At 72.4% G+C, this 23702-nt stretch carries 19 protein-coding genes; 13 read left to right on the forward strand and 6 right to left on the reverse strand.

What is annotated here, in order from left to right; all coding sequences use genetic code 11:
* The first annotated feature begins 406 nt into the window (after positions 1 to 406).
* Both B7P34_RS07045 and B7P34_RS07050 read left to right on the forward strand, forming a co-directional pair.
* The gene (locus tag B7P34_RS07045) at positions 407 to 1900 is read left to right on the forward strand and encodes an RNA polymerase sigma factor (protein WP_223267594.1); all 1494 of its coding nucleotides are present in this window, start codon (positions 407 to 409) and stop codon (positions 1898 to 1900) included.
* 184 nt (positions 1901 to 2084) lie between these two features.
* The gene (locus tag B7P34_RS07050) at positions 2085 to 3182 is read left to right on the forward strand and encodes a S1 family peptidase (protein WP_106674941.1); all 1098 of its coding nucleotides are present in this window, start codon (positions 2085 to 2087) and stop codon (positions 3180 to 3182) included.
* Here the strand turns inward: B7P34_RS07050 and B7P34_RS07055 are convergent.
* Entirely contained in the window at positions 3142 to 3372 is a 231-nt protein-coding gene (locus B7P34_RS07055) for a DUF7455 domain-containing protein (RefSeq protein WP_106674942.1), read from the reverse strand. The two genes, B7P34_RS07050 and B7P34_RS07055, sit on opposite strands and share 41 nt — an antisense overlap.
* 442 nt (positions 3373 to 3814) lie before the next feature.
* Here B7P34_RS07055 and B7P34_RS07060 point away from each other — a divergent pair, with 442 nt between their 5' ends.
* The 6 genes from B7P34_RS07060 to B7P34_RS07085 all read left to right on the forward strand — a co-directional run bounded on the left by B7P34_RS07060 (position 3815) and on the right by B7P34_RS07085 (position 10768).
* Positions 3815 to 5935 (forward strand): DNA gyrase/topoisomerase IV subunit B, encoded by a 2121-nt coding sequence (locus B7P34_RS07060; protein WP_106674943.1) that lies wholly within the window; start codon positions 3815 to 3817, stop codon positions 5933 to 5935.
* A 199-nt stretch (positions 5936 to 6134) separates the two neighbouring features.
* Positions 6135 to 6623 carry a DUF1453 family protein gene (locus B7P34_RS07065; protein WP_106674944.1) on the forward strand — a complete coding sequence of 163 codons (489 nt, stop codon included), beginning with the start codon at positions 6135 to 6137 and terminating at the stop codon, positions 6621 to 6623.
* Positions 6624 to 6657: 34 nt separating this feature from the next.
* Positions 6658 to 7815, forward strand: a complete 1158-nt coding sequence (locus B7P34_RS07070; protein ID WP_106674945.1) for a sensor histidine kinase — start codon at positions 6658 to 6660, stop codon at positions 7813 to 7815.
* Positions 7812 to 8588, forward strand: coding sequence for a response regulator transcription factor (locus B7P34_RS07075; protein ID WP_223267584.1), 777 nt, complete (start codon positions 7812 to 7814; stop codon positions 8586 to 8588). Before B7P34_RS07070 ends, B7P34_RS07075 begins: the two co-directional genes overlap by 4 nt.
* A gap of 114 nt (positions 8589 to 8702) precedes the next feature.
* Positions 8703 to 9179, forward strand: coding sequence for a DUF485 domain-containing protein (locus tag B7P34_RS07080; protein ID WP_223267585.1), 477 nt, complete (start codon positions 8703 to 8705; stop codon positions 9177 to 9179).
* Positions 9176 to 10768: a solute symporter family protein gene (locus B7P34_RS07085; RefSeq protein WP_106674947.1), complete on the forward strand. Its 1593-nt coding sequence runs from the start codon at positions 9176 to 9178 to the stop codon at positions 10766 to 10768. Before B7P34_RS07080 ends, B7P34_RS07085 begins: the two co-directional genes overlap by 4 nt.
* Positions 10769 to 10884: 116 nt before the next feature.
* Here B7P34_RS07085 and B7P34_RS07090 read toward each other — a convergent pair whose 3' ends face one another.
* Positions 10885 to 11562: a response regulator gene (locus B7P34_RS07090; protein WP_106674948.1), complete on the reverse strand. Its 678-nt coding sequence runs from the start codon at positions 11560 to 11562 to the stop codon at positions 10885 to 10887.
* Entirely contained in the window at positions 11559 to 13187 is a 1629-nt protein-coding gene (locus tag B7P34_RS07095) for a sensor histidine kinase (RefSeq protein ID WP_106674949.1), read from the reverse strand. The genes B7P34_RS07090 and B7P34_RS07095 overlap by 4 nt, the downstream gene beginning before the upstream one ends.
* A 230-nt stretch (positions 13188 to 13417) precedes the next feature.
* Here B7P34_RS07095 and B7P34_RS07100 point away from each other — a divergent pair, with 230 nt between their 5' ends.
* The 3 genes from B7P34_RS07100 to B7P34_RS07110 all read left to right on the forward strand — a co-directional run bounded on the left by B7P34_RS07100 (position 13418) and on the right by B7P34_RS07110 (position 16306).
* On the forward strand, positions 13418 to 14269 hold the full coding sequence (locus tag B7P34_RS07100) for an ABC transporter ATP-binding protein (RefSeq protein ID WP_106674950.1): 852 nt from the start codon (positions 13418 to 13420) through the stop codon (positions 14267 to 14269).
* Positions 14259 to 15128, forward strand: a complete 870-nt coding sequence (locus B7P34_RS07105; RefSeq protein ID WP_106674951.1) for an ABC transporter permease — start codon at positions 14259 to 14261, stop codon at positions 15126 to 15128. The genes B7P34_RS07100 and B7P34_RS07105 overlap by 11 nt, the downstream gene beginning before the upstream one ends.
* A gap of 119 nt (positions 15129 to 15247) precedes the next feature.
* Positions 15248 to 16306 (forward strand): ABC transporter substrate-binding protein, encoded by a 1059-nt coding sequence (locus B7P34_RS07110; protein ID WP_106674952.1) that lies wholly within the window; start codon positions 15248 to 15250, stop codon positions 16304 to 16306.
* On the opposite strand, the gene B7P34_RS07115 is transcribed toward B7P34_RS07110, so the two are convergent.
* Positions 16290 to 17261, reverse strand: coding sequence for a sucrase ferredoxin (locus B7P34_RS07115; RefSeq protein WP_106674953.1), 972 nt, complete (start codon positions 17259 to 17261; stop codon positions 16290 to 16292). The genes B7P34_RS07110 and B7P34_RS07115 overlap by 17 nt on opposite strands.
* Before the next feature lie 98 nt (positions 17262 to 17359).
* Positions 17360 to 18622: a citrate synthase family protein gene (locus B7P34_RS07120; RefSeq protein WP_106674954.1), complete on the reverse strand. Its 1263-nt coding sequence runs from the start codon at positions 18620 to 18622 to the stop codon at positions 17360 to 17362.
* 113 nt (positions 18623 to 18735) lie between these two features.
* Between B7P34_RS07120 and B7P34_RS07125 the strand changes: the two genes are divergently transcribed.
* Both B7P34_RS07125 and B7P34_RS07130 read left to right on the forward strand, forming a co-directional pair.
* Positions 18736 to 19884, forward strand: coding sequence for a citrate synthase/methylcitrate synthase (locus tag B7P34_RS07125; protein ID WP_106674955.1), 1149 nt, complete (start codon positions 18736 to 18738; stop codon positions 19882 to 19884).
* 17 nt (positions 19885 to 19901) lie between these two features.
* The gene (locus B7P34_RS07130) at positions 19902 to 20984 is read left to right on the forward strand and encodes a CobW family GTP-binding protein (protein WP_106674988.1); all 1083 of its coding nucleotides are present in this window, start codon (positions 19902 to 19904) and stop codon (positions 20982 to 20984) included.
* Between the two features lie 40 nt (positions 20985 to 21024).
* On the opposite strand, the gene B7P34_RS07135 is transcribed toward B7P34_RS07130, so the two are convergent.
* Positions 21025 to 23481 carry a DNA gyrase/topoisomerase IV subunit A gene (locus B7P34_RS07135; protein ID WP_106674956.1) on the reverse strand — a complete coding sequence of 819 codons (2457 nt, stop codon included), beginning with the start codon at positions 23479 to 23481 and terminating at the stop codon, positions 21025 to 21027.
* Positions 23482 to 23702: the final 221 nt, after the last annotated feature.

Below are 23702 nucleotides of genomic sequence, written 5' to 3' on the forward strand. Positions count from 1 at the left end.
GGATGCGCGGCCGCACGCGTGAGCCGTCCGGTGGCGCGGGCGCCCCTCCCGGAACTCGGACCGGGACGCCAGGAAGTGGAGTGTTCTGTCCAGTTGAGCAGGCATTCATTCCGGTTTGGGGTGTGACTCGGGCCACGAGGATTGGGCGTAACGCTCCTTGAGGCAGTGCGATGACTAAAGAGGTGGTGGACGCGGAGGGAATACCGGCCTCGTCCGGGGCGCTGTCTCCGTCTGCATCCCATCACCCGCGCGCCGTCGGTTCATCCTTAGCCGGCGGTCGTCGGAACCGGTTCCCCGATCAGGGCGGGCCGGGGCCGGAAGCCGTTTCCATCGTTCCGAGAGGTTGTTCGTGTCGGCCAGCACATCCCGTACGCTCCCGCCGGAGATCGCCGAATCCGAGTCTCTGATGGCGCTCATCGAGCAGGGAAAGGCCGAGGGGCAGATCGCCGGCGACGACGTGCGTCGGGCCTTCGAGGCTGACCAGATTCCGCCAACCCAGTGGAAGAACGTTCTGCGCAGCCTCAACCAGGTCCTCGACGAGGAGGGTGTGACGCTGATGGTCAGTGCCGCAGAGGCGCCCAAGCGCACCCGCAAGAGCGTCGCAGCGAAGAGCCCGGCGAAGCGCACCGCCACCAAGGCCGTCGCCTCCAAGACGGTCACGGCCAGGCAGACCGCGTCCTCGGCGTCCGCCACGTCCGCCTCCGCGGCGTACGGCGACGACGAGAGCGCGGAGGCGCCCGCCAAGAAGGCCGTCGCCAAGAAGGCGGCGGCGAAGAAGACGGTGGCCAAGAAGACCGCCGTCAAGAAGACGGCGGCCAAGAAGACCGCCGCGAAGAAGGACGCCGACGAACTCCTCGACGAGGACCTCGTCGACGAGACCCCGACCCCGGGCAAGGGCGAGGAGGAGGACGAGACCGGCGAGAACAAGGGCTTCGTCCTCTCCGACGACGACGAGGACGACGCTCCCGCGCAGCAGGTCGCCGTCGCCGGTGCCACCGCCGACCCGGTCAAGGACTACCTGAAGCAGATCGGCAAGGTCCCCCTCCTCAACGCCGAGCAGGAGGTGGAGCTCGCCAAGCGCATCGAGGCGGGCCTGTTCGCCGAGGACAAGCTGGCGAACTCCGACAAGCTCGCCCCCAAGCTCAAGCGCGAGCTGGAGATCATCGCCGAGGACGGGCGCCGCGCCAAGAACCACCTCCTGGAGGCCAACCTCCGTCTGGTGGTCTCCCTGGCCAAGCGCTACACCGGCCGCGGCATGCTCTTCCTGGACCTGATCCAGGAGGGCAACCTCGGTCTGATCCGTGCGGTCGAGAAGTTCGACTACACCAAGGGCTACAAGTTCTCCACGTACGCGACCTGGTGGATCCGCCAGGCCATCACGCGCGCGATGGCCGACCAGGCCCGCACCATCCGCATCCCGGTGCACATGGTCGAGGTCATCAACAAGCTCGCGCGCGTCCAGCGCCAGATGCTCCAGGACCTGGGCCGCGAGCCCACCCCGGAGGAGCTGGCCAAGGAGCTCGACATGACCCCGGAGAAGGTCATCGAGGTCCAGAAGTACGGCCGCGAGCCGATCTCCCTCCACACCCCCCTGGGTGAGGACGGCGACAGCGAGTTCGGTGACCTCATCGAGGACTCCGAGGCGGTCGTGCCGGCCGACGCCGTCAGCTTCACCCTGCTCCAGGAGCAGCTGCACTCCGTCCTGGACACGCTCAGCGAGCGCGAGGCGGGCGTGGTCTCCATGCGCTTCGGCCTCACCGACGGCCAGCCGAAGACGCTCGACGAGATCGGCAAGGTCTACGGAGTGACGCGCGAGCGCATCCGCCAGATCGAGTCGAAGACGATGTCCAAGCTGCGCCACCCGTCCCGTTCCCAGGTCCTCCGCGACTACCTGGACTAGACCCGGAGCGGTACGCAGCAGTCCCCGCAGGGCCCGGCACCTCGTGAAGAGGCGCCGGGCCCTGCGGGCTGTACGGGTGACAGTGCGACGGATCCGGAGGCATGCCGTCCAGGTTCCGGATGCGCCGCAGGCCGTGCGGGTTGACTCTTGGTGTACGAGGAACTCCGCAGAGTCAGGAGACTGTATGCGTTCGCTGAGCTGCCTGCTGGCCGGGACGATCGCGCTACTGGTCGCGGTCCCCGCTCCGGCGGTGGCGGACCGTGCGGTCGTCGGGGGGCAGGCCGTCAGGAGCTCCGAGGCGCCCTGGGTGGTCGCCCTGGGCAGCCGGCAGCGGTTCGGGCCCGCCAGGGCCGGGCAGTTCTGCGGCGGCGTCGTCGTGGCCCGCAGAACGGTCGTCACGGCCGCGCACTGCCTGAGCCACGAGGTGCTCGGCGTCGACGTGAACGAGGCGAACGACCTGCGCGTCATCATCGGCCGGGACGACCTGCGAGGCGTCGGCGGCTCGGAGGTGGAGCCGCAGGAGACCTGGGTCAATCCGGGCTTCGACCCCAGCAGCAACGCCGGGGACATCGCCGTCCTCACCCTGAAGAACGCGGTGCCGGAGAGCTACGTGATCCCGATGGCGCAGCAGGGCGACCCGGCGTACCAGGTGGGCGGGCAGGCCACCGTCTACGGCTGGGGGGACGTCGTGGGCAACGGCAGCTACTCGGACATCCTGCGCGGGGCGCGCGTGCGCGTCCTGCAGGACACGGCGTGCGAGCGGGCCTATCCGGGCAGCGCGGAGGGGGTCTACCGCCGGGCGTCCATGCTGTGCGCCGGGATGCCGCTGGGCGGGCGGGACGCCTGCCAGGGCGACAGCGGCGGACCGCTGGTGGCCAAGGGCAAGGTCGTGGGCGTGGTGTCCTGGGGGGCCGGCTGCGGCCAGCCCCTGTATCCGGGCGTGTACACCCGGATCTCGGCCTACACGGCCCTCGTGGCCTCGCACAGCCCCGACGGGGCACGGCCGGAGGCTCCGGCCCAGCAGCCTGCCACTCAGCCCGCTGTGACGCCCGGGCAGCCGCCCGCGGCGCAGCCCCACAGGCCGCCCGCCGGCAAGGGGGTCAAGACCGAGCCCAGGCCCCGGGGCGTACGAGAGCGGGCGGCTTCCCCCGCAGTGGGGGCAGCCGCCCGCGGCTGTCCGGCACAGGGTGGCCGGACCTCGCTCGTCGTCGGATGCGATGTGTCAGCGTTCCGCTACGGACTCAGCGGTCCTCGTCGGGCGCAGACGCCGGGGAGGCGGTGAGCCGCTCCGTCTCGTCCTGTATTTCCGCGGCGATCTTCTTGAGTTCTGGCTCGAACTTGCGTCCATGGTGGGCGCAGAAGAGCAGTTCACCGCCGCTCATGAGAACGACGCGCAGGTAGGCCTGAGCGCCGCACCGGTCGCAGCGGTCAGCGGCCGTCAGCGGGCTCGCGGGGGTCAGAACAGTAGTCACGTCGCCTCTTCTCTAGCTCGACGAGCTGTCGTACCAGGGTCAACATCCAACCAGGCCGAAAACGTTCCCGCTCACGGCTTTTCCTCGAAAGTTCCTTCCGAGTCGCTTCCGAGTCGGCCAGATCTTGACGGTTGGCGGCGAATGAGCCGTATTGCGTGGGCCTACGGTTTCACATCGCTGGGGGCTTTCGTCCTCCCGGCCGGCTTGCCGGTGTTCTTGAGGACGTGCCCGGAGCCTAAATGGTTCATGCCTCCAAGGGAACGTGATGTGCACGTCACTCCATCGTGTCATCGAACGTGTGATCGACGGCTCGACTAGCATGGTCGTTCCCACGGGTGGCTGCACAAAGGCTCTACCAGGCATCGGTACCCTCTGAACGGCAACCGGGCCGCCGGTCCGCCCGACCGGGGCCGAAAAGAAATTCAGCGAGGAGCGAACCCGCGTGACCGCCGAAACGTCCGTGCCGTCCACTGCGCTGCTCACCGGGGCAGACCGGGACGGGTCCAACTACACCGCGCGGCACCTGCTCGTCCTCGAAGGCCTGGAAGCCGTCCGCAAGCGGCCCGGTATGTATATCGGCTCGACGGACAGCCGCGGCCTGATGCACTGCCTCTGGGAGATCATCGACAATTCCGTCGACGAGGCCCTCGGCGGCTACTGCGACCGCATCGAGGTGATCCTCCACGACGACGGCTCCGTGGAGGTGCGCGACAACGGCCGCGGCATCCCCGTGGACGTCGAGCCCAAGACCGGACTGTCCGGCGTCGAGGTCGTCATGACCAAGCTGCACGCGGGCGGCAAGTTCGGCGGCGGCTCCTACGCGGCGTCCGGCGGTCTGCACGGCGTCGGCGCGTCGGTGGTCAACGCGCTCTCCGCCCGCCTGGACGTCGAGGTCGACCGCAACAGCCGGACCCACGCCATCAGCTTCCGCCGCGGCGTCCCCGGCATCTTCACCGAGTCCGGCCCGGACGCCCCCTTCGACCCGGCCAACGGCCTGCTCAAGGGGAAGAAGATCCCCAAGGCGCGCACCGGCACCCGCGTCCGCTACTGGGCGGACCGCCAGATCTTCCTCAAGGACGCCAAGCTCTCCCTGGAGACCCTCTACGGGCGCGCCCGGCAGACGGCCTTCCTGGTGCCCGGCCTGACGATCGTCGTCCGCGACGAGCGCGGCCTCGACGGCGAAGCCGGCACCGAGGAGGTCTTCCACTACGACGGGGGCATCAGCGAGTTCTGCGAGTACCTGGCGCAGGACAAGGCCGTCTGCGACGTGCTGCGGCTGAGCGGGCAGGGCACCTTCAAGGAGACCGTGCCCGTCCTGGACGACCGCGGCCACATGACCCCCACCGAGGTCACCCGCGAGCTGGGCGTGGACATCGCCCTGCGCTGGGGCACGGGCTACGACAGCACGGTCAAGTCGTTCGTCAACATCATCGCCACCCCCAAGGGCGGCACGCACGTCACGGGCTTCGAGCGCTCGATCACCAAGACCGTCAACGAGGTGCTGCGCTCCTCCAAGCTCCTGCGCGTCGCCGAGGACGACGTCGTCAAGGACGACGCCATGGAGGGGCTCACCGCCGTCGTGACGGTGCGCCTCGCCGAGCCGCAGTTCGAGGGGCAGACCAAGGAGGTGCTCGGCACCTCCGCCGCGAACCGGATCGTGGCCAACGTGGTCGCGAAGGAGCTCAAGACGTTCCTGACTTCCACCAAGCGCGACGCCAAGCAGCAGGCCAGGGCCGTGCTGGAGAAGGTCGTCGCCGCGGCCCGCACCCGCATCGCGGCCCGGCAGCACAAGGAGGCCCAGCGCCGGAAGACGGCCCTGGAGTCCTCCTCGCTGCCGGCCAAGCTCGCCGACTGCCGCAGCGACGACGTCGAGCGCAGCGAGCTGTTCATCGTCGAGGGCGACTCGGCGCTCGGTACGGCGAAGCTGGCGCGGAACTCCGAGTTCCAGGCGTTGCTGCCGATCCGCGGCAAGATCCTCAACGTTCAGAAGGCGTCGGTCTCCGACATGCTGAAGAACGCCGAGTGCGGCGCGATCATCCAGGTGATAGGAGCCGGGTCCGGCCGGACCTTCGACATCGACGCGGCCCGCTACGGCAAGGTCATCTTCCTGGCCGACGCCGATGTGGACGGCGCGCACATCCGGATCCTGCTGCTGACCCTCTTCCAGCGCTACATGCGGCCCATGGTCGAGGAGGGCCGGGTCTTCTCCGCGGTCCCCCCGCTGCACCGGGTGGAGCTCACGCACCCCAAGAAGGGGCAGGACAAGTACATCTACACGTACTCCGACAACGAGCTGCGGCAGACGCTGCTGGAGCTGGAGCGGAAGAACGTGCGCTACAAGGACTCGATCCAGCGCTACAAGGGCCTCGGCGAGATGGACGCCGACCAGCTCGCGGAGACCACGATGGACCCGCGCCACCGCACCCTGCGGCGGATCAACATCAGCGACCTGGAAGCGGCGGAGCGCACCTTCGACCTGCTGATGGGCAACGAGGTGGCGCCGCGCAAGGAGTTCATCACCAACTCCGCGGCCACCCTCGACCGCTCGCGCATCGACGCCTGACCCGTCCCTCCCGGACGGTCCCTCCAGGGCTGTCCCTCCCGGGTACCTCCCTGGTGCTCTCTCCACCCGTGGGTGGAGGGAGCACCGTCGTGCATCTCCACCCGGGACCCACCCGTGCTCCGATCCGCGCCGGGAGCCGGATCCGTAGTTTCGGAAGCGTTCGTCGTCAGCGCTTTTCCGGGATCCGCGGAGGCTCCTCATGCCGGGTATGGCCAATGGTCTGGTGATCGTCGCCGTTGTCGTGCTCACGCTGGTCCGGCAGGTCCGGCCGCAGCGGGTGAGCACGGACGCCAGGAGCTGGTGGGTTCTGCCGGCCGTACTGGTCTTCCTGGCCGTGCGCGAGCCCGGGCTCATCGATCCCGCGCACCGGGCCGTGTCCGCCGGACTGCTGGCGGGCGGGGTCCTGGCCGGGCTCGCCACGGGGGCCGCCTGGGCGTGGAGCAGCCGCGTCTGGGCGGACGCGTCCGGCGAGACCTGGGCCCAGGGCAGCAGGGCGACGGCCGCGATATGGCTCGGCGGGGCCGCCCTGAGGCTGGGGCTGCACGGCCTGGGCGCGCTGGCGGGCGTCCACCAGGGAAGCTCCGCGACGATGGTGACCGTCGCCGCCGTGCTGCTGGCCCGTAGCGCCGTGGTCCTCCACCGCGTCCACGGCATACGCCCGGCGTACCGTGTCACGGCCGGCGGCTGACACCGGCTGCAGGGTGGAAGGATCGCGCGTGCCGATGGAGAACTGGACGGCCTGGCCCGCCCGCGAGGCCCTCTCCGGGGTCGGGGTGCCGAGGCGCCGGCAGGTGATGACGTGGGGCGTCAGGGGAGTCCTGGCGGCCCTGGTGCTCTGGGGGGCGCTGCGCAACGGCTCCTTCCACGGCTGGGGGTACGCGGCCCTCGCCGCGGGCTTCCTGGCCTGCGCCGCCGCCATGCGGGGCTACTTCCTCGCCACGCTGGCGCGGCGGCCGGGGCTCTCCCTGGCGCTCCTCGGGGTGCTGCTGGGGGTGGGAGCGGCCGCCCAGCTGGCCGGGGAGCACACCTCGGCCGCCGTGCTCTGGGGCAGCACCGTCGTGATCGCTGTGGAGCGGCTGCCGCTCCTCCACGCGCTGAGCGTCTCGGCCGTCGCCATGGGGGCCTACGCCCTGGCGAGCACCGAGCGGCCGCTGGTGATCGTGGGCACGGTGGTGGCGCTGCCCTTCGTCGGCTACGCGCTCCGGCTGGACGAGGAGGCGCGGGGGGCCGGGTTCCGGCTGCTGGCCCAGGAGCGGGCGGCGCGGCGCGCGGAGGCGGAGTCGGCGGCGCTGGCCGAGCGGGCCCGGATCGCCCGGGAGATCCATGACGTGCTCGCGCACAGCCTGTCCGCGCAGATGGTGCACCTTGAGGCGGCCCGGCTGCTGATCGAGCGCGGTGAGGACCCGCAGCGGGTGCTGGAGCGGGTGGTGGCGGCCCGGAGCATGGCGCGCGAGGGACTGGCCGAGACCCGGCAGGCCCTGTCCGCGCTGCGCGGGGAGCTGAGTCCCGTGGAGGAGTTCCTGCGGGAGTCCGCGGCGGGGGAGGGGACGCGGCTGGAGGTGACGGGGGAGCCGCGGGCCCTGCCGGCCGAGGCCGGGCTGGCGGTGCGCAGGGTCGCGCAGGAGGCGCTGACCAATGTGCGCAAGCACGCCCCGGGTGCACGGGTGGAGATGCGGTTCACCTATCTGGAGGGGTGGGTCGAGCTGTGGGTCCGCGACCGGGGGGCGCGCGGAGCGTCGGGAGAACTGGGGGCCGCCGGCGCCGGGTACGGTCTGCTGGGGATGAGGGAGCGGGCCGAGCTGCTGGGCGGCACGCTGGACGCCGGGCCGGCAGGGTCCGGGGAGGAGGGGTTCGTGGTGCGTCTGCGGGTGCCCGCGTGACGGGTGGCGGTGCTGTGGGCACCGGCGGTGGTGCGGGCGAGATCGCGAGGGTCGTCGTCGCGGACGACCAGACCGTGGTGCGTGAGGGCATCGTGATGCTGCTGGGGCTGCTCCCCGGCATTGAGGTCGTCGGTGCGGCGGCCGACGGGGAGGAGGCGGTGCGGCTCGTAGCCGAGCACGCTCCGGACGTGGTGCTGATGGACCTGCGGATGCCCCGCTGCGACGGAGTGGAGGCCACGCGGCGCATCCGGGCCGAGCACCCGGCCACGCACGTCGTCGTCCTGACCACCTACGCGGACGACGACTCGCTGTTCCCCGCGCTCCGGGCGGGGGCGCGCGGCTATCTCACCAAGGACGCCGGCGGCGAGGAGATCGTCCGGGCCGTGCGGCACGTGATGTCGGGCGAGGCCGGGCTGTCGCCGAACGTGCAGCGGCGGCTCCTGGAACGGCTCTCGGATCCCGCCGCGGCCGGCGGTGCCGCGCCTGCCGGCCCGCCCGCCGGTGCGGTGCCGGCCTCGTTCCCGGCGGCCGCGTCCCCGGTCCGCCGGGAGCTCCCCGACGGGCTCACCGCGCGTGAGGCGGAGGTGCTGTCGCTGGTCGCCGAGGGCCTGTCGAACGCCGAGATCGCCCGGCGGCTGCACGTGAGCACGGCGACGGTGAAGACGCACATCAACAACCTCTTCGCCAAGACGGGCGTGCGCGACCGCGCCCAGGCCATGCGCTACGCCTTCCAGTACGGCATCGCGCGGCCCCCGGGCTCATCCATCACCTGATGGGGTGAACGTCGGGCCGACGGCCCGGCCCGGGCACCGGCGTTCCGCCCATCCTTGGGTCCCTGACGGCGGGTGACACCGGTCGGCCGGGCCCGGCGACCCAAGGAGAGTTCGGTGGAGAAGCACGACAGACGCAGTTCCGGGGGAAGCGCTGCCGGAACGATTCAGCCGACCGCCCTGGACATCTACAGCGAGGTCCAGCGCGGCGCCGCCTTCCGGGAAGTGCGCCGCCGCTACCGCCGGTTCGCGTTCCCCGCGGCGGCCGCGTTCCTGCTCTGGTATCTGGCCTACGTGGTGACGGCGATCGCCGCACCCGGCCTGATGGCCCGCCAGGTGGCGGGCGCGCTCAACGTCGCGATGGTCGCCGGCTTCGCCCAGTTCGCCACGACGTTCCTGCTCACCTGGGCCTACGCCCGCCACGCCCGGCTGCACCGGGACCCGGCGGCGCTGGAGCTGCGCTGGGCGGTCAGCCTGGAGACCCGCCAGGACGCCGCGCCCGTCCCCGTCCCCGCACCGGCCCCCGTCCCCGGCGTCCCGCAGGCCCGACGGGCCGGCGCCCCCGCCCTCCGTCCGCGGGGCGAGCACCGATGACCGGCGCCCACCACGTCCTGGCCCTCGCCCTGTTCAGCGGCTTCGTCCTCGTCACGCTGGCCATCACCACCTTGGTGGGCCGCGGCCGCCGCGGCTCCCCGGAGGAGTTCTACGCGGGCGGCCGGCTCTTCTCCCCCATGGAGAACGGTTTCGCCATCGCGGGCGACTACATGTCCGCCGCCTCCTTCCTCGGCGTCACCGGCCTCATCGCCCTCTACGGCTACGACGGCATCCTCTACACCGTGGGCTTCCTCGTCGCCTGGCTCGTCGTGCTCTTCCTCGTCGCCGAACTCGTCCGCAACTGCGGCCGGTTCACCCTCGCCGACGTCCTGGTGACCCGGCTGCGCGAGCGGCCGGTCAGGATCGCGACCGGGGTCTCCTCCGTCACCGTCTCCGTCGTCTACCTCGTCGCCCAGATGGTCGGCGCGGGCAGCCTCATGACACTGCTGCTGGGCGGCACGGGCGCGTGGGCCCGCGCCTGGACGGTCGTCGGCGTCGGCGTGCTGATGGTCGTCTACATCACCCTGGGCGGCATGCGGGCCGCCACCTGGATCCAGATCGTCAAGGCCGTCCTGCTGCTCGGCGGCACGACCGCCCTCACCGTCCTCGTCCTCCTGCGCTTCCACGGCGACCTCTCCGCCCTGCTCACCACCGCGGCCGATCGCAGCGGCCACGGCCGGGCCTTCCTCGCCCCCGGCCTGAAGTACGGCGGCGACTGGACCTCCCGGCTGGACTTCGTGAGCCTGGGCCTCGCGCTCGTCCTCGGCACCGCGGGGCTGCCGCACATCCTCTCGCGCTTCTACACGGTGCCCACGGCCCGCGCCGCCCGCCGCTCGGTGATCTGGTCCATCGGGCTCATCGGCACCTTCTACCTGATGACCGTCGTGCTCGGCTTCGGCGCCGCCGCGGTGCTCGGCTCCGGCGCCGTGCGGGCCGCGGGAGCCGGCGGGAACAACGCGGTGCCGCTGCTCGCCCTCGACCTGGGCGGCGGCCCCGGGTCCACCGGCGGCACGGTGCTGTTCTCCGTGGTCGCGGCCGTCGCCTTCGCCACGATCCTCGCCGTCGTCGCCGGGGTCACGCTGGCCTCCTCCGCCTCGGTGGCCCACGACCTGTACCGGACGCTCGGCCGCCGCGCCCGTACGCCCCGCAGCGAAGTGGCGGTCGCGAGGGCCGCGGCCGCCGGCACCGGGGCGGTGGCCATCGGGCTCGGCCTGCTCGCCCAGGACCTCAACGTCGCCTCCCTGGTGGGGCTCGCCTTCGCCGTCGCCGCCTCGGCGAACCTGCCCGTGCTGCTCTACTCGCTCTTCTGGCGGCGGTTCACCACCCGAGGCGCGGTCTGGTCGGTCTACGGCGGGCTGGTCCCGGCCGTGGCGCTCGTCGTCCTGTCACCGATCGTCTCCGGCGCCCCCGGGGCGGTCTTCCCCGGCCTGGACTTCGCGTACTTCCCGCTGGAGAACCCCGGCCTCGTCTCCGTCCCCCTGGGCTTCCTCGCCGGCTGGCTCGGCACGGTGACCTCGCCCGAACCGGCCGACGCCGCCGGGCACGCCGAGACGGAGGTGCGCTCGCTGACCGGCGCCGGCGCGGCGTGACGCCTCCGGCGGAGGCGGCGAGAGCACTGGAGCCGCGTCACGGCACTGCCACGGCACTGCAGCCGCGCCACGGCACCGGAGCCGCGTCACGCATCGCGGTCCACGGAGCGGCGGAGCTACCGGCCCATCCACGCGTACCGGTGCTCCGGACGGCCCGTCTCCCCGTACTTGAGGGTCAGGCTCAGCCGTCCGGACTCCTCCAGCCGCTTCAGGTAGCGCTGCGCCGTGGAGCGGCTCAGCCCCGACCGGGCGGCGACCTCGTGCGCGGACAGCGGGGACGCGGCGTCCGAGAGCACCCGGCGTATCAGCTCGGCCGTGGGCGCCGAGTGGCCCTTCGGCAGCGGCGTGCTGGTGGCGGCCGTGCGCAGCGTGCCGAAGATCCGGTCGACCTGGTCCTGCCCCGCCTCCTGCGCGTCGTCGAGGGTGCGGCGCAGCTGCGCGTACGCCTCCAGCTTCACCCGCAGCCCGGGGAAGGTGAACGGCTTGACGAGGTACTGCAGGGCCCCGTAGCGCATGGCTGCCTGGACGGTCGCGACGTCGCGCGACGCCGTCACCATGATCACGTCGGTGAGGTCGCCGAGCTGCCGCAGGCGGCGGACGAGCCACAGGCCGGTCTCGTCCGGGAGGAAGTGGTCCAGCAGCACCAGGTCGATGCCGCCCTTCTCCAGCACGGCCATGGCCTGAGCCGCGTTGTGGGCCTTGGCGCCGACGCGGAAGCCGGGGACCCGCGCCACGTACGCGGCGTTGATCTCGGCGACGCGGAAGTCGTCGTCCACGACCAGGACATCGATCATCGTTCACCCCTTCGAGTGAGCTGCTTGGGCTGCCGCGAGCGCAGTGCTTCGGGCAGCTCCACGGTGAACACCGCGCCGCCGCCCTCCCGTTCACCCACCCGCACGGAGCCCCCGTAGCGCTCGGCCAGCCGCCGTACGAGGGAGAGGCCGAGCCCGCGGCGGCGGTGCGGGGCGGCCTCCTTGGTGGACCAGCCGTCGGTGAAGACCAGTTCACGGACCGCGGCCGGCACGCCGGGCCCGTTGTCCGCCACGCGGACGACGAGCGTCTCCCCGACGGCCCGCAGCTCCACCTCCACGAACGGGGGACCGGCCGCCTGGTGGGAACCCGCCGCGTCCAGGGCGTTGTCCATGAGGTTGCCGAGCACGGTGACCAGGTCGCGCGGGTCCACGACCCGGTCGGGCAGCCGGGTCGCCGGGCTCACCCGCAGGGCCACGCCGCGCTCCGCCGCGACCGCGCTCTTGCCGACCAGCAGGGCGCCCACCAGCGGGTCGCGGACCCGCTCGGTGACCTCCTCGGCCGTCGCCCGGTGCGCGCCGGTGACCTCGGCGACGAAGTCGGCGGCCTCCTCGTGCAGGCCGAGCTCCAGGAGCCCGGCGATGGTGTGCAGGCGGTTGGCGTGCTCGTGGTCCTGGGCGCGCAGGGCGTCCGTCAGGCCGCGGGTGCCGTCGAGTTCGCGGCGGAGCTGCTCCAGCTCGGTGCGGTCGCGCAGCGTCGCCACGGTGCCGCCGCCGGCCGTGTCCCTGCGGTTGACGACCAGCACCCGCCCGTCGCGGACGGTCAGCAGGTCGGTGCCCGTCACCCGGCCGGCCAGCACGTCCGTGGTGCGGCCGGGCGGCAGCACGCCGTCCAGGGGGTGGCCGATGGCGTCCCGGCCGATGCCCAGCAGCCGCGCGGCCGCGTCGTTGACGAGACGGACGCGGCCGTCCTTGTCGAGGGCGACCACGCCCTCGCGAATGCCGTGCAGCATGGCCTCGCGCTCGTCCAGGAGGGCGGAGATCTCGGTGAGTTCGATGCCGTGGGTGCGCTTGCGCAGCCGGCGGGAGGCGGCGATCGCGGCGATCGCGCCCACGCCGAGGGCCGCGCCGGCGTACGTGAGGATGCCCGGCACGGCCCGCAGCAACAGGGCGTGCACGTCGTCGTAGGCGATGCCGACGGAGACGGCGCCGACGACGGCCCCCTCGCCGTCGCGCAGGGGCACCTTGCCGCGCGCGGAGCGGCCGAGCGTGCCGCTCCCGATGCCCGTCCACTCCCGGCCGCCGAGGACGCTGCCGGGGTCGGTGCTGACGCGCTCCCCGATCCGCTCGGGGACGGTGTGGGAGTAGCGGATGCCGCGGGTGTCGACGACCACGACGTAACTCGCGCCGGTGGCCAGCCGGATGCGCTCGGCGTCGGCCTGCACCGGCCCGCCGGGGGAGGGCGGACCGGCCAGCAGGCTCTGCGCGATGCCGGGCTGGGCCGCGGTGGCCCGGGCGATGGTCAGGGCCCGGTGCTCGGCCTGGTCGTCGAGCTGGGCGGCCAGGGGCGCGAGGAACAGGCCGGCGGCGAGCCCGGTGACCCCGGTGATGATCAGCAGCTGGACGAGCAGCACCTGGGCGAAGACGCGGCGCGGCCAGCGGGGGCGCATGCGGGTCCCCCTCCTGCCGGTCGTCGTGGTCCTCGTCGCGCTCCGGCGTCATCTTCCGTGGCGCCTTCGTCGCTCATTGTTGTTCTACCGCGCGCAAAACGAGCAGAACAGGGTTCGTGCACTCAAGCCGCACAGCGCTCACAAGGCTGTCTGTGCGCCACACGCCACATCTAGCCTCCAGCACCGGCCACCCCCTTGGCCGGAAACCTGCACAGGAGGAGGCGGCAAGCATGATCAGTGGCACCCCGCCGGGCCACGCTCCGGCGATCGAGCTGCGCGGCGCGAGCAAGGTGTTCCGTACGCCGTCGGGCGCCTCGCACACCGCCGTACGGGATCTCGACCTGACCGTGGGGCAGGGCGAGTTCGTGGCGGTCGTCGGCCCGACCGGCTGCGGGAAGTCCACCACGCTCACCCTGGTCAGCGGCCTGGAGGAACCGACCGAGGGCGACGTGCTGGTCGGCGGCGAGCAGGTGACCGGAATCCGGCCGGAAGTCGGCTTCGTCTTCCAGCAGGACGCCGTCTTCCCCTGGCGGACGGTGCTGTCCAACGTGACCGCCGGGCCGCGCTTCCGCGGCGTGCCCAGGGCCGAGGCGCGGGAGCGGGCGCGCGACTGGCTCGGCCGGGTGGGGCTCGCGGCCTTCGCCGACCGCTACCCGCACCAGCTCTCCGGCGGCCAGCGCAAGCGCGTCGCGCTCGCCCAGACCTTCGTGTGCGACCCGGCGATCCTCCTGATGGACGAGCCCTTCTCGGCGCTCGACGTACAGACGCGGGCCCTGATGTCGGACGAGCTGCTGGAGCTGTGGGGCGGCTCCCACGGCTCCCGGCCCGGCGGACGGGCCGCTTCCGTCATCTTCGTCACCCACGACCTGGAGGAGGCGATCGCCCTCGCCGACAAGGTCGTCGTCATGACCGCCGGGCCGGCGACCGTCAAACAGGTCTTCCCCGTGCGGCTGCCGCGCCCGCGCAAGGTCGAATCCATCCGCCTGGAGCCCGAGTTCGTGGAGATCTACCGCGAGATCTGGTCCTCCCTGGGCGAAGAGGTCCGCATCACCCGTGAGAGGGGTGCCTCCCGTGTCGCTTGAGTCCGTCGAATCCGTCGGCGCCCCCGCCGCCCTGGCCCTCGGCCGGACCTCGGCCCGCGCGAAGGCCGCGCGTCAGCGCAGGCTCACCGTGTACGCGGCGCGCGTGCTGGTCCTCGCCGTCGTGCTGGCCGCGTGGGAGCTGTCGGCCCGCAACGGCGTCATCGATCCGTTCAACTTCTCGATGCCGTCGAAGATCTGGGACCAGATCGTCCAGTGGACGCTCCACGGCACCGCGCAGGGCTCGCTCGGCGAGCAGATCTGGTACACGCTCTACGAGGCCCTGCTCGGCTGGGCGTTGGGTGTGACCGGCGGCGTGGTGCTCGGGACCGCGCTCGGCCGGGTGCGCTTCCTGGCCGACGTCTTCGGCCCGTACATCAAGGTCCTCAACGCGCTGCCGAGGATCGTCCTCGCGCCGATCTTCCTGATCTGGTTCGGGCTGGGTCCCGCCTCCAAGGTCGCTTCGGCGGTCGTCCTGGTCTTCTTCCCCGTGTTCTTCAACGCCTTCCAGGGCGCCCGCGAGGTGGACCGCAACCTGGTGGCCAACGCCCGCATCCTGGGCGCGAGCAACCGCCGGGTGACGCTGCAGGTCGTCATCCCCTCGGCGACGTCCTGGATCTTCACCAGCCTGCACGTGAGCTTCGGCTTCGCGCTCATCGGCGCGATCGTCGGCGAGTACATCGGCGCGACGAAGGGGATCGGCCTGCTGGTCTCCGCCTCGCAGGGCACGTTCAACACGGCCGGCGTGTACGCGGCCATGGTCATCCTCGCCGTCGTCGCGCTGCTCGCGGAGGGGCTGCTGACCTTCGCCGAGAAGCGGCTCTTCCGCTGGAAGCCGGGCGGTTCCGGGCCGGGGGAGTGACGGCACGCCGCCGCTCCGTCCCGCCCCGCTCGCACCCCCACCGCATCCTCACACCACCCCCCAGCACGTCCTGCACGTCCTGTTCGTCCCCCGCGAACCACCGACCGTAAGGAAGAGCGATGCGTACGTTCAGCAAGACCGCCGGAGCCCGCGCGGGCGCCGTCGCGGCCGTGATGTGCCTGACCCTGGCCGGGTGTGCCGACGAGTCGTCGACGAACAAGCCGAACCCGGCGCTGGAAGCGGCGAAGGGCGACATCGTCAAGATCATGGTCGGCGGCCTGGACAAGGTCATCTACCTGCCGGCGGTGCTCACCCAGCGGCTCGGCTACTTCCAGGAGGAGGGCGTCACCGTCGACCTGCTCACCGAGCCCGCGGGCGTCCAGGCCACCACCGCCCTCGTCTCCGGCGAGGTCCAGGGCGTCGTCGGCTTCTACGACCACACGCTCGACCTGCAGGTGAAGGGCAAGCAGGTGGAGTCCGTGGTCCAGCTCGCACAGACGCCGGGGGAGGTCGAGGTCGTCTCGAAGAAGGCCGCGGGCGAGCTGGCCTCGCCCAAGGACTTCAAGGGGAAGAAGCTCGGCGTCACCGGGCTCGGCTCCTCCACCGACTTCCTGACGAAGTACCTGGCGGTGAAGAACGGGGTGAAGGTCAGCGACTTCACGCCGGTGGCCGTCGGTGCGGGGCAGACCTTCATCTCCGCGCTCCAGCAGGGTTCCATCGACGGGGGGATGACCACCGACCCGACGGTCGCGCAGGTCCTCGCCAAGGACGCCGGCAAGGTGCTCGTCGACATGCGCACCCCCGAGGGGTCGCGGGCGGCGCTCGGCGGCCTCTACCCGGCGTCCAGCCTGTACATGAACACCGGTTGGGTCAACGACCACAAGGAGGTGGTGCAGAAGCTCGCCAACGCGTTCGTGAAGACCCTCGCGTGGATGTCCGAGCACACCCCGGAGGAGATCGCGGCCAAGATGCCCGACGACTACGCCAAGGGCGGCAAGGACCTCTACGTCCAGGCGATCAAGAACACCCTGCCGATGTTCACCAAGGACGGCGTGATGCCCGAGGACGGGCCCCGGACGGTCCACGAAGTGCTCAAGTCCTTCAACCCCGACCTCAAGGGCGCCACGGTGGACCTGCAGAAGACCTACACCACGGAGTTCGTCAAGAAGGCGGGCTGAAGGCATCCGGACGGGAGGGGCGCGGACCGATCAGTGCCTCCGCGGGGACGTCCGTACGGAGGGGAGTGACGGATATGACGTCCATCCGTGCGGGCGTGGCCGGAGCGCGTCCGCAGCTCTCCGGCCGGGCGGGCTCCGCGGCGCCCTGTTCGACGGCCACCTGCCAGGTCCGGCCGTCGGTGTGGGCGACGGCGACCGTCCAGTGCGGCGCCGCGCCCTCGGTGCGCGTCACGTCGAGGGCGTCCGCGTCCTCCTCGCCGGTCAGTTCGCGCACCGCCAGCTCGGCCGCCTGGGCCGGGCGCTCCCAGGCCGAGCGGCCGCGGCAGTCGCCGGTGACGATCCGGCGGTCGCGCACCGCCTCCAGGACGTCCTTGACGCCGTGGGCGGTGACCCGGCCGTACGCGTAGCCGTACGGGAGGACGAAGAGGGTCGGGGAGAAGCGGTGGCCGCCGATGTGGGTGACCTCCCACGCCTCCGCCCCGGACGCGGCCAGCTCGGCGGCGAGGGGGCGGCCCAGCAGGGCGCAGCAGCGGTCGCGCTTGCCGTTGGTGCACACGAACACCAGCGGGTCGCCGTCGTAGGCCTCCCACAGGCCGCCGTGCTCGCCCGCGCCGAGCGCGGCGAAGTCCAGCCCGGTCAGCTCCGCGGGATCGGCGATCGCAGCGGTGCGGATCCAGGAGCGGCCCGGGGCCGTGTGAGCGGCGAACACCCGGTGGGTGCCGGGCTGGTGGCAGTCGGCGTGCCGGCCGGGGCGGCGGATCAGCGCGATGCGGACGCCCGTGCCCTCCGCGGCCGCGTCCAGCGCCCGGCCGACATCGGGGTCGAGGTGGCTCGCGGTCAGTGCGTCCGCGCCCCAGGGCCCGGGCTGCTCGACGAGCAGCCACGTCCGCGCGGTGGCGGCGGTGCCGGCCAAGGGCTCGGCCAGCTGGCGGGAGGCGGTCGCGCACGTACTCACAAAGGTAAGCCTAACCTGAGCTGCCGGTGTTCGTGCGGCGGGACGGCCGGCACGGCCGAAGTCCGCGGGGTGGCCTGAAAGTGTCCCTCGGGAAGGCGTCAGGGCAGGGGCTGGGGCGGCGTGGGGCCGGAGTACTCGCCCGAGGGCCGCATCCGCATGGGGCGCTCCCCGTACTCCTCCAGGGCGTGCGCGATCCAGCCGGCCGTACGGGCCACCGCGAAGACGGTCTCCCCGGCCTCGGGCGGCATCTGCGCGGAGACGGACAGCACGGCCAGGGCCAGGTCCACGTTGGCGTGCAGGGGCACGTGCCGGGCCGCCGTCGCCTCGACCTCCCGGGCCGCGGCGAGGGCTCCGGCTGCGGCCGGCACGGCCTCCAGCCGGGCGAAGAGGGCCGTGGCGCGGGGGTCGGGCCCCTTGTAGAGGCGGTGGCCGAGGCCGGGCACGCGGCGCCCGCCGCGCAGGTGGTCGGCCACGACCGCGCCCGCGCTGCCCCGCTCCAGCACCTCGGTGAGCATCCGGTGCGCCAGCCCGCTCGCGGCGCCGTGCAGCGGGCTCTCCACGACGCCGAGGCCGGCCGTGACGACCGCGTAGGGGTGGGAGCGGGCCGAGGCGGCGACCCGCACCGCGAGCGTGGACGCGGCCAGGTCGTGGTCGATGAGCAGCACGAGGGCCGCCTCCAGGGCGCGCAGTGACGCCTCGTCGGGCGCCTGTGCGGTCAGCCGCGACCACAGCCGGCGGGGGAGCGGCCCGCCGCCGTCCTCCCGGGGCAGCGGCCCGGCGGCCGGGAGGGCGTCGACCAGCGTGGGGATCAGGCCGCGCGCGGTGCCGAGCACGGCCTGCGGCGAGAGGTCGAAGCGCAGCGGGTCGGCGGCGGCCGCCGCGATCGCGGCCACCCGCAGCCGGTCGGCGGGCCCGCCGTGCGAGGGCAGGGAGCCCACGGCGCGGAGCGCTGCGATCAGCGCGTCGTGCGGGGCGGTGAACCGCGTGCCGCGCCGCAGCCGGCCCGTCCACAGCCAGTCCGCGACCTCCTCGTAGGTGTACCGCTCCGCCAGGGCGGTGGCGTCCACTCCCCGGTAGTAGTACCGGTCCTTGTCGATGAGGGTGATGCCCGTACGGATCGCCGTCTCGCCGCCGAACGCCGTCTCGCGCCTGCCGCGCCGCAGGAGGGCGTCGACCTCGCGCGCGTCGAAGGTGCTGCCGCGCCCGCCGGGGCCGCGGCGGCTGCTGAGCTGGCCGCGGCTGACGTACGCGTAGACCGTCTCCGGCTTCACGCCCAGCCGCTCGGCGACCTCGCGCGTGGTCATCCGCCGGTCTTCCGCCCCGGCGCGCGCCTCGCCGCCGTCCGTTCTGTGGTCCGCCATGGGGCACACGCTATCCACCCTTCTATATTGATTCGAATCAATATTGACAAGTATTGAGTCAAGCATGGACAGTCGCATCAAGATTTGATCGATCACCTGCTGAGGAGGCAGCCATGCCGATCACCGATGTGCCCCGTGGACTGGCCGGCGTCGTCGTCACCGACACCGCGCTCGGCGACGTCCGCGGCCGGGAGGGCTTCTACCACTACCGCCAGTACTCGGCCGTCGAACTCGCGCAGACGCGCTCCTTCGAGGACGTCTGGCACCTGATGTTCCGCGGGTCCCTGCCGGACGCGCAGCAGCGCGCCCGCTTCGCCGCCGAGACCGCCGCCCTGCGCCGGCTGCCGCAGGAGGTGCGCGAGGCCCTGCCGGGCATCGCCCGCGCCGGCGCCCGCTCGGGCCCTCTCGCCGGACTGCGCACCGCGCTGTCCCTGCTCGGCGCCTCCGCCGGCCTCGGGCCCCTCTACGACACCGCCCCCGCCCGGCGCGAGGCCGACGCCCTCGCCGCCTGCGCCGCCGTCCCCACCCTGCTCACGGCCCTGTACCGGCTCGGGCAGGGCCTGGAGCCCGTCGAGCCGCGCGACGACCTGCCCCACGCCGCCAACTACCTCTACATGCTGACCGGGACCGAGCCCGACGCCCGGCGGGCCCGCGCCGTCGAGCAGTACCTCGTCTCCACCATCGACCACGGCTTCAACGCCTCGACGTTCACCGCCCGCGTCATCGCCTCCACCGGCGCGGACCTCGCCGCCTGCCTGTGCGGCGCGATCGGCGCCCTGTCCGGCCCCCTGCACGGCGGCGCCCCGAGCCGGGCCCTGGACACCCTCGACGCCATCGGCACGCCCGGCCGCATCGACTCCTGGATCCGCGAGCGCGTCCTCGCGGGCGACCGGATCATGGGCTTCGGGCACCCCGTCTACCGCACGGAGGACCCCCGCTCCCGGATGCTCCGCGGCATCGCCCAGGAGTTCGGCGGGGACCTCGTGGACTTCGCCGTCGAGGTCGAGGGCCGGGTGGAGGCGATCCTCGCCGAGCTCAAGCCCGGCCGGGAGCTCCACACCAACGTCGAGTTCTACGCGGGCGTCGTCATGGAGCTGTGCGGGCTGCCGCGCGAGATGTTCACCCCCACCTTCTGCGCGGCCCGCGTGATCGGCTGGAGCGCCAATATCCTGGAGCAGGCGGACGACTCGAAGATCATCCGCCCGGCGGCCCGGTACGTGGGCCCGCCCCCGCCCCAGCCGGTCCCTGCCGTGCTCGACTGACGATGGAGGCGCCCCCCGTGGCCAAGCGACAGATCCCGGTCATCGTTCTCGCAGGATTCCTGGGATCGGGCAAGACCACCCTCCTCAACCACCTCCTGGGGAGGAGCGGGGGCACCCGCATCGGGGCCGTCGTCAACGACTTCGGCAGCATCGAGATCGACGCGATGAGCGTCGCCGGCCAGGTCGACTCGATGGTCTCGCTGGGCAACGGCTGCCTGTGCTGCGCCGTCGACACCAGCGAGCTCGACGGCTTCCTGGAGAAGCTCTCCCGCCCCGCCGCCCGCATCGACGTCATCGTCATCGAGGCGAGCGGGCTGGCCGAGCCGCAGGAGCTCATCCGGATGATCCTCGCCAGCGACAACAAGGACATCGTCTACGGGGGACTCGTCGAGGTCGTCGACGCAGCCGAGTTCGCCGCCACCCGCGCCACCCACCCCGAACTCGACCGGCACGTGGCGATCGCCGACCTCGTCGTCCTCAACAAGGCCGACAGGATCGGCGACGAGGCCCGCCGGGACCTCCTGGGCACCCTGGCGGAGCTCAGCCCCGGCACGCCCGTCGTACCGGCCTCCTACGGGCGCATCGACCCGGAGCTGCTCTTCGACCGCAAGCCGCGCGAGGAGGACACGGCGGCCGTGCGGCAGCTGTCCTTCGAGGACCTGCACGACAGCGACGAGGACGACGCCCACGACGACGCCCCCACGTGCCACGACTGCCACGACGGCTGTGACCACGGCGGCCACCTGCACGCCGCCTACGAGAGCATCGAGTTCGTCTCCGCGGAGCCCGTCGACCCGCGGCGGCTGATGGAGTTCCTCGACAGCCGGCCGGAGGGCCTCTACCGCATCAAGGGCTTCGTGTACTTCGGCATAGCCGGGCACAAGCACAAGTTCGCCGTGCACGCCGTGGGCGACTTCCTGCGCTTCTACCGCTCCTCCTGGGCCCGCGCCGAGGAACGCCTCACCCAGCTCGTACTGATCGGCAGGGGAGTCGACGCCGGCGCGCTGCGGGCCGGTCTGGAACGCTGCCGCGTCACGGAGGGGGAGCCCCTCGCCGAGGAGCACGCCATGTGGGGAGTCCTGCGGTACGCGCAGGCCTGACGGGGGCGCCGCCGCACAGGCAGCGCCCCCGCCCTGCTGCTTACACCGGGCCCGCGATCGCGCTCACCGGCTTCGCCAGGGGCGTGCCCGAGCCGTCCCGGCGCGGGTCGGCCTCCGGCAGCTCCACCGGCGCGCCCTTCGCGTCCGCGGCGCGCGCCGGGGCGGCTCCCGCCCAGGCCATGACCAGGCAGTCCTCGCCCTTGAGGAAGCGCTGGCAGCGCACGCCGCCCGTCGCCCGTCCCTTGCGCGGGTACTGGTCGAACGGCGTCAGCTTCGCCGAGCCCTCCGTGGCACCGCCCATGCCGCCCCGCGCCCCGGCCCGGGTGAAGACCACCGCGTCCGCCGCGGGGTCGATGGCCGTGAAGGAGATCACCTTCGCGCCCGCGGACAGCTTGATGCCCGCCATGCCGCCCGCCGGGCGGCCCTGCGGACGCACCTGCGAGGCCTGGTAGCGCAGCAGCTGGGCGTCGTCCGTGAGGAAGACCAGGTCCTCCTCGCCCGTCCGCAGCTCGGCCGCCCCGACGATCCGGTCGCCGTCCTTGAGGGAGATGACCTCCAGCTCGTCCTTGTTGGCCGGATAGTCCGGGACCACGCGCTTGACGACGCCCTGCTCCGTGCCGATCGCGAGCCCCGGCGAGGACTCGTCCAGCGTGGTGAGGCAGACGACCGACTCGCCGTCCGCCAGGGACAGGAACTCCGCCACCGGCGCGCCGCCCGACAGGCTGGGCGCCGCCGCCGTCTCCGGCAGCTGCGGAAGGTCGATCACCCGCAGCCGCAGCAGCCGCCCGGCCGAGGTCACCGCCCCCACCTCGCCCAGGGCCGTCGCCGGCACCGCCGAGACGATCACGTCGTGCTTGACGCGCTTGGCCTCGCCCGCGGCCGGCGGGAACGGCTCGCCCGTGGCCGTACGGGCCAGCAGGCCGGTGGAGGACATCAGGACGCGGCACGGGTCGTCGGCGACCTGCAGCGGCACCGCCGACGCCGGGGCGCCCGCCGACTCCAGCAGGACCGTACGGCGGTCGGTGCCGAACTTCTTCGCCACGTCGGCCAGTTCGCCCGAGACCAGCTTGCGCAGCTCCGCGTCGGACTCCAGGATCCGCGTCAGCTGCTCGATCTCCTCGGTCAGCCGGTCGCGCTCGGACTCCAGCTCGATGCGGTCGAACTTCGTCAGCCGGCGCAGCGGGGTGTCGAGGATGTACTGCGTCTGCACCTCGGAGAGGGAGAAGCGGGCGATCAGAGCCTCCTTGGCCTGCGCCGCGTTCTCACTCGATCGAATGATCCTGATGACCTCGTCGATGTCGAGCAGCGCCACCAGCAAGCCCTCGACCAGGTGCAGCCGGTCGCGCCGCTTGCCGCGCCGGAACTCGCTGCGCCGCCGCACCACCTCGAAGCGGTGGTCGACGTAGACCTCCAGGAGCTCCTTGAGCCCCAGCGTCAGCGGCTGGCCGTCGACCAGCGCCACGTTGTTGATGCCGAAGGACTCCTCCATCGGCGTGAGCTTGTAGAGCTGCTCCAGGACGGCCTCGGGGTTGAAGCCGTTCTTCACCTCGATGACCAGGCGCAGGCCGTGGGCGCGGTCGGTGAGGTCCTTGACGTCGGCGATGCCCTGGAGCTTCTTCGAGCCGACCAGGTCCTTGATCTTGGAGACGACCTTCTCGGGGCCGACCGTGAAGGGCAGCTCGGTGACCACCAGGCCCTTGCGGCGCGCCGTCACGTTCTCCACGGAGACGGTGGCGCGGATCTTGAAGGTGCCGCGGCCGGTCTCGTACGCGTCGCGGACGCCGTTCAGGCCGACGATCCGGCCGCCCGTGGGCAGGTCCGGGCCGGGGATGAACTTCATCAGCGTCTCGAGGTCGGCGCCGGGGTGCCTGATCAGGTGCCGGGCGGCGGCGATGACCTCGCCGAGGTTGTGCGGCGGCATGTTCGTCGCCATGCCGACCGCGATTCCGGACGAGCCGTTGACCAGCAGGTTCGGATAGGCGGCGGGCAGGCTGACGGGCTCGCGCTCGCTGCCGTCGTAGTTCGGCGCGAAATCGACCGTGTCCTCGTCGATGGACTCCGTCATCAGCGACGTCGGCGCCGCCATCCGGGCCTCGGTGTAACGCATGGCCGCGGGCGGGTCGTCATTGCCGAGCGAGCCGAAGTTGCCGTGGCCGTCCACCAGGGGCAGCCGCATGGAGAACGGCTGCGCCATGCGCACCAGGGCGTCGTAGATCGAGGCGTCGCCGTGCGGGTGCAGCTTTCCCATCACCTCGCCGACGACCCGGGCGCACTTCACGTGGCCCCGGTCGGGCCGCAGGCCCATCTCGTTCATCTGGAAGAGGATGCGGCGCTGGACCGGCTTGAGGCCGTCGCGCGCGTCGGGCAGGGCCCGGGAGTAGATGACGGAGTAGGCGTACTCGAGGAAGGAACCCTGCATCTCGTCGACGACGTCGATGTCGAGGATGCGCTCCTCGAAGTTCTCCGGCGGCGGGGTCTTCGTGCTGCGGCGGGCCATCGCGGCTGCGGCTCCTTCGATCGATTGCCGAGGCAGGGTGCTGACGCGGACCATTGTGGACCGCGCCACTGACAACACCGGACACGACCCGTCCGTAAGGGGGCACCGCGCCGGGAACTTCGCCGGATGTCAGCGCGCTTGCATACAGTGACAGCACTGTTCATACGCGAGCCATCGCGCACGAGTCGTCGCGCACGGGCGCGAGATCTCAAGCGATCGAA

It is taken from the genome of Streptosporangium nondiastaticum (assembly GCF_003011965.1).
GTDB lineage: Bacteria > Actinomycetota > Actinomycetes > Streptomycetales > Streptomycetaceae > Streptomyces > Streptomyces nondiastaticus.